This is a genomic window from Streptomyces sp. NPDC042346 (assembly GCF_055581845.1).
The window spans coordinates 139,464-152,083 of sequence record NZ_JBVJEH010000006.1 but is presented as its reverse complement, the minus strand read 5'-3'; the positions used below and the strand labels follow the sequence as shown (position 1 = coordinate 152,083).

The following is a 12,620-nucleotide window of genomic DNA, read 5'->3' as shown; positions in this document are numbered from 1 at the left end:
TTGTTTGCTGCGGGCCCCCGGCCCCCCCCCCCCCCCCCGGCGCCCGCGGGGGGGGGGGCCCCCCCCCCCCCCCCCCGCCGCGCCCCCCCCCCCCCCCCCCCCCCCCCCCCCGCTGCGTTGTCAGTGGCAGCCGATAGCCTGCACAAACAGTTGAGCGACAGCGGTCCAGGGAGGGGCACAGTGCGCGTTCTCGGGGTGGACCCCGGGCTGACCCGGTGCGGCATCGGCGTCGTCGAGGGCGTCGCCGGCCGGCCGCTGACCATGCTCGGGGTGGGCGTGGTCCGGACGGCGGCCGACGACGACATCGGCGTGCGCCTGGTCGGCATCGAGCGGGGCATCGAGGAGTGGCTCGACCGCTTCTCGCCCGAACTGGTCGCCGTGGAGCGGGTGTTCGCCCAGCACAACGTGCGTACGGTGATGGGCACCGCCCAGGCGAGCGCGGTCGCCATGCTGTGCGCCTCGCGCCGCGGCATCCCCGTCGCCCTGCACACCCCCAGCGAGGTCAAGGCCGCCGTCACCGGCAGCGGGCGGGCCGACAAGGCCCAGGTCGGGGCCATGGTGACCCGGCTCCTGCGGCTCTCCGCGCCGCCCAAGCCGGCCGACGCCGCCGACGCCCTCGCGCTCGCCATCTGCCACATCTGGCGGGCCCCCGCGCAGAACCGCCTCCAGCAGGCCGTCGCCCAGAACCGTCTCCAGCAGGCGGTCGCCCAGCAGGCGTCCGCAGTGAAAGGCCGAACCCGATGATCGCCTTCGTCAGCGGCCCGGTCGCCGCGCTCGCCCCCACCACCGCCGTGATCGAGGTCGGCGGCGTGGGCATGGCCGTCCAGTGCACGCCGAACACGCTCTCCGCCCTGAGGATCGGCCAGGAGGCCCGGCTCGCCACCTCCCTGGTGGTGCGCGAGGACTCGCTCACCCTGTACGGCTTCGCCGACGACGACGAGCGGCAGGTCTTCGAACTCCTCCAGACCGCCAGCGGCGTCGGCCCCCGCCTCGCGCAGGCGATGCTCGGCGTGCACAGCCCCGACGCGCTGCGCATCGCCGTCTCCACCGGCGACGAGAAGGCCCTCACCGCCGTCCCCGGCATCGGCAAGAAGGGCGCGCAGAAGCTCCTCCTCGAACTGAAGGACAAGCTCGGCGCCCCCCTCGGCAGCAGCGGCATGGTCGGCGCGCAGCGCGCCGCGGCCTCCGGGCCCGCGCCCTGGACCGAGCAGCTGTCCGCCGCGCTGATCGGGCTCGGCTACGCGAGCCGCGAGGCCGAGGAGGCCGTCAGCGCCGTCACCCCGCAGGCCGAGGCCGCCCTCGCCGAGACCGGCACCGCGCCCGTACCGCAGCTGCTCCGCGCCGCCCTGCAGACCCTCAACCGCACCCGCTGACCACGCCCCGGCCCCCGGCGGGCCGGTCGCTCCCCCTCCGACCGTACGAACGAGAAGGCATCCACCGTGAACTGGGACGACGACATCACCGCCGAGGCAGCCGAGGCCGAGGCGCGGATCGTCGACGCCGCCGCCGAGGGGGACGACCAGGCCGTCGAGGCCGCCCTGCGCCCCAAGGACCTCAGCGAGTTCGTCGGTCAGGAGAAGGTCCGCCAGCAGCTCGACCTCGTTCTCAAGGCCGCCCGCCAGCGCGGCGCCACCGCCGACCACGTGCTGCTCTCCGGCGCCCCCGGCCTCGGCAAGACCACCCTCTCGATGATCATCGCGGCCGAGATGAACGCACCGATCCGCATCACCTCCGGCCCCGCCATCCAGCACGCCGGCGACCTCGCCGCGATCCTCTCCTCCCTCCAGGAGGGCGAGATCCTCTTCCTCGACGAGATCCACCGGATGTCCCGGCCGGCCGAGGAGATGCTCTACATGGCGATGGAGGACTTCCGCGTCGACGTCATCGTCGGCAAGGGCCCCGGCGCCACCGCCATCCCCCTGGAACTCCCGCCCTTCACCCTGGTCGGCGCCACCACCCGGGCCGGACTCCTGCCGCCGCCGCTGCGCGACCGCTTCGGCTTCACCGCCCACATGGAGTTCTACGACCCGGGCGAGCTCCAGCGCGTGATCCACCGCTCCGCCGGACTCCTCGACGTCGAGATCGACCCCGCCGGCGCCGCCGAGATCGCCGGCCGCTCCCGCGGCACCCCCCGCATCGCCAACCGCCTGCTGCGCCGGGTCCGCGACTACGCGCAGGTCAAGGCCGACGGAGTGATCAACCGGGAGATCGCCGAGGCCGCCCTCCGGGTGTACGAGGTGGACAGCCGCGGCCTCGACCGGCTCGACCGCGCCGTCCTGGAGGCCCTCCTCAAGCTCTTCGGCGGCGGCCCCGTCGGTCTGTCCACCCTCGCCGTCGCCGTGGGGGAGGAGCGCGAGACCGTCGAGGAGGTCGCCGAACCCTTCCTCGTACGCGAAGGTCTGCTGGCCCGTACGCCCCGTGGCCGGGTCGCCACTCCCGCGGCATGGACCCACCTCGGACTGGTTCCGCCGCAGGCAGCGGGCCCCGGGACGTCCGGAAGCGGACAACAGGGGCTCTTCGGGGCGTGACGGTGGTGACACTCGCCCGGACCGGAACCGGGGTGCGATGCTGGACGTTGTTCCATCGATGCGGACTCGCCTAGACTCCGCCGATGCCGCCCTTTCTGGTCGGCGCGCCCACCCCCGAAGATCAGGCCGCGGGTTCTCCGCGACCGTGCGAAGGAAACCCGTCCCGTGAGCATCGTGACCCTCCTCCCCTTCATCGTCCTCATCGGGGCCATGTTCCTGATGACCCGCTCTGCCAAGAAGAAGCAGCAGGCGGCGGCGCAGATGCGCAACGAGATGCAGCCCGGCACCGGCGTACGGACCATCGGGGGCATGTACGCCACCGTCAAGGAGATCGGCGACGAGACCGTCCTCCTCGAGGTCGCGCCCGGCGTCCACGCCGTCTACGCCAAGAACTCGATCGGCGCGGTCCTCGAGGACTCCGAGTACAACCGCATCGTCCACGGCGACGACCCGGAGTCGGACACCGACGCCGTCGTCCCGGACGACGCCTCCTCGCTCACCGAGACCGCCGAGGCCTCGGACAAGGACGCGGAGAAGGACACGGAGGCCGTCGAGTCCGAGGACGCGGCGCCGAAGGCCGACCTGACGAAGAAGGCGGACGCGGCCGAGGCCGGCACCGAGGGGCAGAAGGACGGCAAGGCCGACGGCGAGACCGACGCGAAGTAGTCGCGGCCGGGGACCCCGCGTACGCCCACCGGCGGGCGCGGTCTCCGGAACGGTTGCACGTCTGCGGGGGCAGGTCCCCACACACACTTCGTGGCCGTCTCACGCATACCCGGCGCGAGACGGTTGGACAGGGAGATACGACAGGTGGCAGCACCGAAGAAGGGCCGAAGGCCGGCGGGGGGACAGAGCCGTCCGGGCCGCGCCCTGGCATTCATCCTGATTGCCATGGTCGCGCTCACCGGCGGCATGTTCTGGTCGGGGCACACCACCCCGCGCCTCGGCATCGACCTCGCCGGCGGAACGTCGATCACGCTCAAGGCGAAGGCCGAACCCGGCCAGGAGTCGGCGGTCAACGAGACCAACATGAACACGGCGGTCGGCATCATCGAGCGCCGTGTCAACGGTCTGGGTGTCTCCGAGGCCGAGGTCCAGACCCAGGGCCGCGAGAACATCATCGTCAACATCCCCCGGGGAACGAACGAGAAGCAGGCCCGCGAGCAGGTCGGCACCACCGCCCAGCTCTACTTCCGGCCCGTTCTCACCGTCGCCGACGGCGGACCCCCGGCGGCGCCCAGCGCCACCCCCTCGGGCTCCCCCTCGGGAACTCCCTCGGCCAAGCCGTCCTCCACCGGCGCGAGCGTCGGTGAGAAGTCGGCCACCCCGACGGCCACCGCCACCACGCAGGGCCGCGCGGTCAGCGAGGCCCTCAAGGCCCCGAGCCCGACGCCCACGGCGAGCTCCTCGTCCTCCGCGAAGCCGAAGGCCACCGGGACCCCGCAGGCGACCCCGACGCCGGACGCCGCCACCGCGGCTCTCCAGCAGAAGTTCGCGACCCTGAACTGCCTCGACCCCAAGCAGCGCGCCGCCGCCGGCGAGGGCGTCAAGCCCGAACAGCCGACCGTCGCCTGTGGCGAGGACAACCCGGGCGTGTGGGCGAAGTACCTCCTCGGCCCGGCCGAGGTCGAGGGCCGTGACGTCGACGACGCCAGCGCCGGCATCGACCAGCAGAGCGGCCAGTGGATCGTCGACATGGCGTTCACCGACGAGGGCTCCAAGAAGTTCCAGTCGATCACCGGCAAGCTGTCGCAGCAGGCCGACCCGCAGAACCGCTTCGCGATCGTCCTCGACGGCGAGGTCGTGTCGGCCCCGTCGGTCCGTACGACGCTGAGCGCCAACGCGCAGATCTCCGGCAACTTCACCCAGCAGTCCGCCCAGGACCTCGGCAACATCCTGTCCTACGGCGCCCTGCCGCTCTCCTTCGAGACCCAGAGCGTCGACACCGTCACCGCCGCGCTCGGCAGCGACCAGCTGGAGGCCGGCCTGATCGCCGGCGCCATCGGTCTCGCGCTGGTCGTCATCTACCTGGTCGCCTACTACCGCGGCCTGTCGATGATCGCCATCCTCAGCCTCGGCGTCTCCGCGCTCCTCACCTACGTGCTCATGGCCCTGCTCGGCCCGGCCATCGGCTTCGCGCTGAACCTGCCGGCCGTCTGCGGCGCCATCGTCGCCATCGGTATCACCGCGGACTCGTTCATCGTCTACTTCGAGCGCATCCGCGACGAGCTCCGCGAGGGCCGCACGCTCCGCCCGGCCGTCGAGCGCGCCTGGCCGCGCGCCCGCCGCACCATCCTGGTCTCCGACTTCGTGTCGTTCCTGGCCGCGGCCGTGCTGTTCATCGTCACCGTCGGCAAGGTCAAGGGCTTCGCGTTCACGCTCGGCCTGACCACCCTGCTCGACATCGTGGTCGTCTTCCTCTTCACCAAGCCGGTCATGACGCTGCTCGCCAGGACCAAGTTCTTCGGCAACGGTCACCCGTGGTCGGGTCTCGACCCGAAGCGTCTCGGCGCCAAGCAGCCGCTGCGCCGCTCCCGCCGTGCCACTGCCCCCGCCGCCGCCGACCCGAAGGAGGCGTGAGATGTCGAAGCTCGGAGATCTCGGCGCCCGGCTCCACCGCGGTGAGGTCGGCTACGACTTCATCGGCAACCGCAAGATCTGGTATGGCCTGTCCATCCTGATCACCATCACCGCCATCGTCGCCCTGGCCGTCCGCGGCCTCAACATGGGCATCGAGTTCCAGGGCGGCGCGGTCTTCACCACCCCGAAGTCGGAAGTCTCCGTCAGCCAGGCCCAGGAGTACGCGGAAGAGGCCTCCGGCCACGACGCGATCGTCCAGCAGCTCGGCAACGGCTCCCTCCGCATCCAGGTCGGCGGCCTCGACACCGCGCAGTCCGACAAGGTCCGCGCGGAGCTCGCCAAGGACCTGAACGTCCCCGAGGACAAGATCGCGGCGGAGATCGTCGGCCCCAGCTGGGGTGAACAGATCGCCACCAAGGCCTGGACGGGCCTGGCGGTCTTCATGATCCTCGTGGTGATCTATCTGGCCATCGCCTTCGAGTGGAGAATGGCGGTCGCGGCACTGATCGCCCTCATCCACGACCTCACGATCACGGTGGGCATCTACTCACTGGTCGGCTTCGAGGTCACGGTCGGTACGGTCATCGGTCTGCTGACGATCCTCGGCTACTCGCTGTACGACACGGTCGTCGTCTTCGACTCCCTCAAGGAACAGACGAAGGACATCACGAAGCAGACCCGCTTCACCTACAGCGAGCTGGCCAACCGCTCGATCAACGGCACCCTGGTCCGTTCGATCAACACCACCGTCGTCGCGCTGCTGCCGGTCGCCGGCCTGCTCTTCATCGGTGGCGGCGTCCTCGGCGCCGGCATGCTGAACGACATCTCGCTGTCGCTGTTCGTGGGTCTCGCCGCCGGTGCGTACTCGTCGATCTTCATCGCCACCCCGCTCGTCGCCGACCTCAAGGAGCGCGAGCCGGCGATCAGGGCGCTCAAGAAGCGCATCCAGGCCAAGCGGGCCTCCGCCGCCGCCAAGGGCGAGTCGCCGGACGCCGCGGACGAGCTGTCCGAGGCCGCCGTCGTCGGCCCGCGCGTCAGCCGGCACGGAGCCCAGGAGCACCGCGGATGACCGCCGGAACACAGGACGTCACCGAGCTGCTGCTCAGCCGCATCCGCGACGTCCCCGACTACCCGAAGCCGGGCGTGCTGTTCAAGGACATCACGCCGCTGCTCGCGGACCCGGCCGCGTTCACGGCCCTCACCGACGCCCTCGCCGCGCTGTGCTCCGCGCACGGCGCGACGAAGATCGTCGGCCTGGAGGCCCGCGGCTTCATCCTGGCCGCCCCCGTGGCGATCCGCGCGGGCCTGGGCTTCATCCCGGTCCGCAAGGCCGGGAAGCTCCCCGGGGCCACGCTCAGCCAGGCCTACGAGCTGGAGTACGGCACCGCCGAGATCGAGGTGCACGCCGAGGACCTCGCCGCGGGCGACCGCGTCATGGTCATCGACGACGTCCTCGCCACCGGTGGCACGGCCGAGGCCTCGATCGAGCTCGTCCGCCGCGCCGGCGCCGAGGTCGCGGGCGTCGCCGTCCTCATGGAGCTCGGCTTCCTCCCGGGCCGCGCCCGGCTGGAACCGGTCCTGAACGGCGCCCCGCTCACGGCGCTGATCACGGTCTGACCGCACGGTCCGACAGCAAGGCCCACAGGGGCGCTCCGGGGAATCCCCGGAGCGCCCCCGCTGTTTTCCCGATATGTCCCCGTACGGGGACCGATGGGCGCGCTTCCCCCACCGCCCGTGCCGCCCGCGCCCCGGGCGCGTGAGCAGGGCCGGTCGTGGCTCGATACCATGGCCTTTCCGGGCCTGACCGGGGGACCCGGAACCGCACGAGGAGCGCTCTTGCCAGACGAGGCCCAGTCACTCTCCGCCGCGCAGCCCGACCCGAAGGCCGAAAAGGCCGCGCAGGGAACCGGCACGCCCCAGAACAAGCCCGCGGAGACCGGGCCCGCGCCCGAGGCGCCCGCCCCGGCGCCCGCCCCGGCCCCCGCCCCGGCCCCGGCGCCCACCCCGGCCTCGACCACCCGGCCCGCCCCGGCCGCGCCCGCCCGCTCGGGCGGCTCGTCCAACCGCGTCCGCGCGCGCCTCGCCCGCCTCGGCGTCCAGCGCTCCTCCCCGTACAACCCGGTCCTGGAACCGCTGCTGCGGATCGTCCGCTCCAACGACCCCAAGATCGAGACCGCGACCCTCCGCCAGATCGAGCGCGCCTACCAGGTCGCCGAGCGCTGGCACCGCGGCCAGAAGCGCAAGAGCGGCGACCCGTACATCACGCACCCGCTCGCCGTCACCACGATCCTCGCCGAGCTCGGCATGGACCCGGCGACGCTGATGGCCGGGCTGCTCCACGACACCGTCGAGGACACCGAGTACGGCCTGGAGGACCTGCGCCGCGACTTCGGCGACCAGGTCACCCTGCTCGTCGACGGCGTCACCAAGCTCGACAAGGTCAGGTTCGGCGAAGCCGCGCAGGCCGAGACCGTCCGCAAGATGGTCGTCGCCATGGCCAAGGACCCGCGCGTCCTGGTCATCAAGCTCGCCGACCGCCTGCACAACATGCGCACCATGCGCTACCTCAAGCGGGAGAAGCAGGAGAAGAAGGCCCGCGAGACGCTGGAGATCTACGCGCCCCTGGCCCACCGCCTGGGCATGAACACCATCAAGTGGGAGCTGGAGGACCTCGCCTTCGCGATCCTCTACCCCAAGATGTACGACGAGATCGTCCGGCTCGTCGCCGAGCGCGCCCCCAAGCGGGACGAGTACCTCGCCATAGTGACCGACGAGGTCCAGGCCGACCTGCGCGCCGCCCGCATCAAGGCGACCGTCACCGGCCGCCCCAAGCACTACTACAGCGTCTACCAGAAGATGATCGTCCGCGGCCGTGACTTCGCGGAGATCTACGACCTGGTCGGCATCCGCGTCCTCGTGGACACCGTCCGCGACTGTTACGCGGCCCTCGGCACCGTCCACGCGCGATGGAACCCGGTCCCCGGCCGGTTCAAGGACTACATCGCGATGCCGAAGTTCAACATGTACCAGTCGCTGCACACGACGGTCATCGGACCCAACGGCAAGCCCGTCGAGCTCCAGATCCGCACCTTCGACATGCACCGGCGCGCCGAGTACGGCATCGCCGCGCACTGGAAGTACAAGCAGGAGGCCGTCGCGGGCGCCTCCAAGGTCCGTGCCGACGTGCCGAAGAAGGCCGGCAAGGACGACCACCTCAACGACATGGCGTGGCTGCGCCAGCTCCTCGACTGGCAGAAGGAGACCGAGGACCCCAGCGAGTTCCTGGAGTCCCTCCGCTTCGACCTCTCGCGCAACGAGGTCTTCGTCTTCACGCCCAAGGGCGACGTCATCGCGCTGCCCGCCGGCGCCACCCCCGTCGACTTCTCCTACGCGGTCCACACGGAGGTCGGCCACCGCACGATAGGAGCACGGGTCAACGGGCGGCTCGTCCCGCTCGAATCGACCCTCGACAACGGCGACCTGGTCGAGGTCTTCACCTCCAAGGCCGCCGGCGCCGGGCCCTCCCGCGACTGGCTCGGCTTCGTCAAGTCCCCGCGCGCCCGCAACAAGATCCGCGCCTGGTTCTCCAAGGAGCGCCGCGACGAGGCCATCGAGCAGGGCAAGGACGCCATCGCGCGGGCCATGCGCAAGCAGAACCTGCCGATCCAGCGGATCCTCACCGGCGACTCGCTCGTCACCCTCGCCCACGAGATGCGCTACAGCGACATCTCCTCGCTGTACGCGGCGATCGGCGAGGGTCACGTCACCGCCCAGTCCATCGTCCAGAAGCTGGTCCAGGCGCTCGGCGGCGAGGAGGCGGCCACCGAGGACATCGACGAGGCGACCATGCCCACCCGCGGCCGCTCCAAGCGCCGCTCCAGCGCCGACCCCGGCGTCGTCGTCAAGGGCGTCGAGGACGTCTGGGTGAAGCTGGCCCGCTGCTGCACGCCCGTCCCCGGCGACCCGATCATCGGCTTCGTCACCCGCGGAAGCGGCGTATCGGTTCACCGCAGCGACTGCGTGAACGTCGAGTCGCTCTCCCGCGAACCGGAGCGCATCCTCGAGGTGGAGTGGGCACCCACCCAGTCCTCGGTCTTCCTCGTCGCCATCCAGGTCGAGGCCCTGGACCGCTCCCGGCTCCTCTCGGACGTCACCCGGGTCCTCTCGGACCAGCACGTCAACATCCTCTCGGCGGCCGTCCAGACCTCCCGTGACCGGGTGGCCACCTCGCGCTTCACCTTCGAGATGGGCGACCCGAAGCACCTGGGCCACGTCCTGAAGGCCGTCCGGGGCGTGGAGGGCGTCTACGACGTCTACCGCGTGACCTCGGCCCGCAGGCCGTAGCGACGGACACGAGGAAGGCCCCCCGGCTCGCTGCCGGGGGGCCTTCCTCGTACGGTCACGGCTTCCGTGTCAGCCGCCGAACTCCTCCAGGCCCTTCATGGCCTGGTCGAGCAGGGCCTGACGGCCTTCCAGCTCGCGGGCGAGCTTGTCGGCCTTGGCGTCGTTGCCGGCGGCGCGGGCCGCGTCGATCTGCTTGCGCAGCTTCTCGACGGCGTCCTGGAGCTGACCGGTCAGACCCGCGGCACGCGCGCGTGCCTCCGGGTTCGTCCGGCGCCACTCGGCCTCCTCGGACTCCTGGAGCGCCCGCTCCACCGTGTGCATCCGGCCCTCGACCTTCGGGCGGGCGTCACGCGGCACGTGGCCGATGGCCTCCCAGCGCTCGTTGAGGGAGCGGAAGGCCGCACGCGCCGCCTTCAGATCCGTCACCGGCAGCAGCTTCTCGGCCTCGGTCGCGAGCTCCTCCTTCAGCTTGAGGTTCTCGGTCTGCTCCGCGTCCCGCTCGGCGAAGACCTCGCCGCGCGCCGCGAAGAAGACGTCCTGGGCGCCGCGGAAGCGGTTCCACAGGTCGTCCTCGTGCTCGCGCTGGGCGCGGCCGGCCGCCTTCCACTCCGTCATCAGGTCGCGGTAGCGGGCCGCCGTGTTGCCCCAGTCGGTGGAGCTCGACAGCGACTCCGCCTCGGCGACCAGGCGCTCCTTGGCCTTGCGCGCGTCCTCGCGCTGGGCGTCCAGCGAGGCGAAGTGGGCCTTGCGGCGCTTCGAGAACGCCGAGCGGGCGTGCGAGAAGCGGTGCCACAGCTCGTCGTCGGACTTGCGGTCCAGCCGGGGGAGACCCTTCCAGGTGTCCACCAGCGCCCGGAGCCGCTCACCAGCGGAGCGCCACTGCTCGCTCTGGGCCAGCTCCTCGGCCTCGGTGACCAGCGCCTCCTTGGCGGTGCGCGCCTCGTCGGTCTGCTTGGCCTTCTGGGCCTTGCGCTCCTCGCGGCGCGAGTCGACCGACGCGACGAGCTTGTCCAGCCGGGCGCCGAGCGCGGCCAGGTCGCCGACGGCGTGGTGCTCGTCGATCTGCTGGCGGATGTGCTCGATCGCGGCGGTGGCGTCCTTCGCCGAGAGGTCGGTGGTCCTCACACGCTTCTCGAGGAGGCCGATCTCGACCACCAAGCCCTCGTACTTGCGCTCGAAGTAGGCCAGGGCCTCCTCAGGGGTGCCGGCCTGCCACGATCCGACGACCTTCTCACCCTCGGCCGTCCGCACGTACACGGTGCCCGTCTCGTCGACGCGGCCCCACGGGTCGCTGCTCACAGCGCCTCCTCACCATGATGCCGTCGTGGGGTGGTACCCCCCGGGCATCGTCCACAGTTTCCCGGCGGGCCTCGCCCGCCTTCCGCAGCGCGCGGCCGAAGGCCCACGCTGCACAACGCCAATCTAGGCGAACCGCGGCCCGGCTGTCCGCACTCAGCGCGACCGAAATTCAACGGTCACGCAGGTGTGCGGACGCCCGGCTCACTTCTTCGTGACGGTGGCCTTCTCGATGGTGACGGGCTTCTTCGGGGCGCCGTCCGCGGCACCGCCGACGCCACCGGCCGCGGCCACGGCCTGGACCGCCTTGAGACCGGTCGCGTCCATCGTCCCGAACGGGGTGTACTGCGGCGGCAGCTTGCTGTCCTTGTAGACGAGGAAGAACTGCGAACCGCCCGTGCCCGGCTGCCCGGTGTTGGCCATGGCGACGGTGCCGGCCGGGTAGGTCACCTTGCCGTCCGCGCCGGCCTTGCCGAGGGCGGTCAGGTTCTCGTCCGGAATGTTGTAGCCCGGGCCGCCGGTCCCCTCACCCGTCGGGTCGCCGCACTGGAGCACGAAGATGCCCCCGGTGGTGAGGCGGTGGCACTTGCTCCCGTCGAAGTACTTCTTCGCCGCGAGGTGGTGGAAGGAGTTCACCGTGTGCGGGGTCTTCGCCGCGTCCATGGCGATCGCGATGTCGCCCTCGTTGGTCTTGAGGGACATCGTGTACGTGCCCTTGGCGTCCACGGCCATCTTCGGCTCGGGCGATGCCGACTCGCTCTGCGAGGGCGTCGGCGTGGCGGGCGAGTCGCCCGCCGCCGCGTCCGAGCCCTTCTTCGAGTCGTCGGTCAGCGCCACGGAGGCGTACACGGCACCGCCGGCGGCCAGCACCACCGCCAGTGCGGCCGCGATGACGGTGTTGCGCCGCTTCGCCTTGCGCCGGTTCTCCTCCCGCCGCTGCTGCTGCCGCGCGTACTTCTCCCTGGCAAGCTGCCGCCGCCGCTGATCGCTCGTGACCACCGGGTCCGCTCCTGTCGCTCGTCTGTTCCTGTCCTGGCCGGATGTGCCCGTACCGTATACGGGTTGGCTGTGGAACCGGCAGCGCCGGTAGGCTCTGATCTGCCGAATCCTGTCATTCCCGGGATTTCCGCGCCCTGTGCCGGACGACATCTAAGGACGAACGTGCTGATTGCCGGGTTCCCCGCCGGGGCCTGGGGGACCAATTGCTATCTGGTCGCCCCCGCCGCAGGCGAGGAGTGCGTGATCATCGACCCGGGCCACCAGGCCGCCCAGGGAGTCGAGGAGACGCTGAAGAAGCATCGGCTCAAGCCCGTCGCCGTCGTCCTCACGCATGGACACATCGACCACGTCGCCTCCGTGGTCCCGGTGTGCGGCGCCCATGACGTCCCCGCGTGGATCCACCCGTCCGACCGCTACATGATGAGCGACCCGGAGAAGGCCCTCGGCCGCTCCATCGGGATGCCCCTCATGGGCGAGCTGACCGTGGGGGAGCCCGACGACGTGCGGGAGCTCACCGACGGCGCCGAGCTGAAGCTCGCCGGGCTGGACTTCTCCGTCGCCCACGCGCCCGGTCATACCAAGGGGTCGGTGACCTTCCGGATGCCCCAGAGCGCGGACGTTCCGTCCGTGTTCTTCTCGGGGGATCTGCTCTTCGCCGGCTCCATCGGACGCACCGACCTGCCCGGCGGTGACATGGACGAGATGCTCGAATCGCTGGCCCGCGTGTGCCTGCCCCTCGACAACTCGACCGTGGTGCTTTCGGGACACGGTCCCCAGACGACCATCGGCCAGGAGCGCGCCACGAACCCCTATCTGCGGGACGTGGCCTCCGGCCTCGGGAGCACGAAGGCTCCCCGACGAGGAATGTGACGA

At 71.3% G+C, this 12,620-nt stretch carries 11 protein-coding genes; 9 read left to right on the top strand and 2 right to left on the bottom strand.

Translation table 11 applies throughout. The features are described from left to right. Nucleotides 1–180: 180 nt before the first annotated feature. From ruvC to ACZ6K0_RS24480, 8 genes are all read left to right on the top strand, one after another. On the top strand, nucleotides 181–744 hold the full coding sequence (gene ruvC / locus ACZ6K0_RS24515) for a crossover junction endodeoxyribonuclease RuvC (RefSeq protein ID WP_376410232.1): 564 nt from the start codon (nucleotides 181–183) through the stop codon (nucleotides 742–744). Next, a complete protein-coding gene (gene ruvA / locus ACZ6K0_RS24510) occupies nucleotides 741–1,373 on the top strand; it encodes a Holliday junction branch migration protein RuvA (protein WP_376410235.1) in 633 nt (210 codons plus the stop codon). The genes ruvC and ruvA overlap by 4 nt, the downstream gene beginning before the upstream one ends. A 66-nt stretch (nucleotides 1,374–1,439) precedes the next feature. Further along, on the top strand, nucleotides 1,440–2,528 hold the full coding sequence (gene ruvB / locus ACZ6K0_RS24505) for a Holliday junction branch migration DNA helicase RuvB (protein ID WP_376410238.1): 1,089 nt from the start codon (nucleotides 1,440–1,442) through the stop codon (nucleotides 2,526–2,528). A gap of 165 nt (nucleotides 2,529–2,693) precedes the next feature. Further along, nucleotides 2,694–3,194 (top strand): preprotein translocase subunit YajC, encoded by a 501-nt coding sequence (yajC, locus tag ACZ6K0_RS24500; RefSeq protein WP_376410241.1) that lies wholly within the window; start codon nucleotides 2,694–2,696, stop codon nucleotides 3,192–3,194. A gap of 144 nt (nucleotides 3,195–3,338) precedes the next feature. After that, a complete protein-coding gene (secD, locus tag ACZ6K0_RS24495) occupies nucleotides 3,339–5,108 on the top strand; it encodes a protein translocase subunit SecD (protein WP_469235605.1) in 1,770 nt (589 codons plus the stop codon). Between the two features lies 1 nt (nucleotide 5,109). Then, nucleotides 5,110–6,177: a protein translocase subunit SecF gene (secF, locus tag ACZ6K0_RS24490; protein WP_376410247.1), complete on the top strand. Its 1,068-nt coding sequence runs from the start codon at nucleotides 5,110–5,112 to the stop codon at nucleotides 6,175–6,177. Beyond that, on the top strand, nucleotides 6,174–6,725 hold the full coding sequence (locus tag ACZ6K0_RS24485; RefSeq protein ID WP_376410250.1) for an adenine phosphoribosyltransferase: 552 nt from the start codon (nucleotides 6,174–6,176) through the stop codon (nucleotides 6,723–6,725). The genes secF and ACZ6K0_RS24485 overlap by 4 nt, the downstream gene beginning before the upstream one ends. Nucleotides 6,726–6,944: 219 nt before the next feature. Further along, nucleotides 6,945–9,452: a RelA/SpoT family protein gene (locus ACZ6K0_RS24480; protein WP_469235602.1), complete on the top strand. Its 2,508-nt coding sequence runs from the start codon at nucleotides 6,945–6,947 to the stop codon at nucleotides 9,450–9,452. A 69-nt stretch (nucleotides 9,453–9,521) separates the two neighbouring features. Here the strand turns inward: ACZ6K0_RS24480 and ACZ6K0_RS24475 are convergent, their stop codons facing one another. Next, nucleotides 9,522–10,751, bottom strand: coding sequence for a DUF349 domain-containing protein (locus ACZ6K0_RS24475; RefSeq protein WP_469235600.1), 1,230 nt, complete (start codon nucleotides 10,749–10,751; stop codon nucleotides 9,522–9,524). Nucleotides 10,752–10,952: 201 nt separating this feature from the next. Further along, entirely contained in the window at nucleotides 10,953–11,747 is a 795-nt protein-coding gene (locus tag ACZ6K0_RS24470; RefSeq protein ID WP_469235598.1) for a peptidylprolyl isomerase, read from the bottom strand. Nucleotides 11,748–11,909: 162 nt separating this feature from the next. On the opposite strand from ACZ6K0_RS24470, the gene ACZ6K0_RS24465 reads away from it, so the two are divergent. After that, nucleotides 11,910–12,617 carry an MBL fold metallo-hydrolase gene (locus tag ACZ6K0_RS24465; protein WP_356677684.1) on the top strand — a complete coding sequence of 236 codons (708 nt, stop codon included), beginning with the start codon at nucleotides 11,910–11,912 and terminating at the stop codon, nucleotides 12,615–12,617. The last annotated feature ends 3 nt before the right edge of the window (nucleotides 12,618–12,620 follow it).